At 64.3% G+C, this 445-nt stretch carries 1 pseudogene; it reads left to right on the top strand.

The features are described from left to right. Positions 1 to 445, top strand: a pseudogene (locus tag ACM6UT_RS23475) (dihydroxy-acid dehydratase); the annotation flags it as partial.

The raw sequence follows: 445 nt of genomic DNA, 5'->3' as shown, positions 1-445 counted from the left end.
CTTGGGAATCGACGAGCGCACCATACTCGTGATCCGAGGGGCCGGTCCGATCGGCTGGCCCGGCTCCGCCGAGGTGGTCAACATGCAGCCGCCAGACGCACTTCTGAGAAAAGGCATGACCAGCCTGCCGACCATCGGTGACGGTCGTCAGTCGGGAACTTCGGACAGCCCTTCGATCCTCAATGCCTCCCCGGAAAGCGCCGTCGGCGGAGGACTGGCCTATCTGCGCACGGGCGACCGCATACGCATCGACCTCAATGAAAGGCGTTGCGACATGCTGGTCGACGAGGCGGAACTGGAGCGGCGCAAAGCCGAGGGCATACCTGCAGTTCCTAAGAGCCAAACACCCTGGCAGATGATCTATCGCGCCACGGTCGGCCAACTCTCGCAGGGCGCGGTGATCGAGGATGCGCTCGCCTTCCACCGGATCTCCCGGCAACCGCCT

Origin of the sequence: Ciceribacter azotifigens, assembly GCF_048159625.1 — a bacterium.
GTDB classification, from domain to species: domain Bacteria; phylum Pseudomonadota; class Alphaproteobacteria; order Rhizobiales; family Rhizobiaceae; genus Allorhizobium; species Allorhizobium azotifigens.
This window is presented reverse-complemented; position numbering and strand designations above follow the sequence as displayed.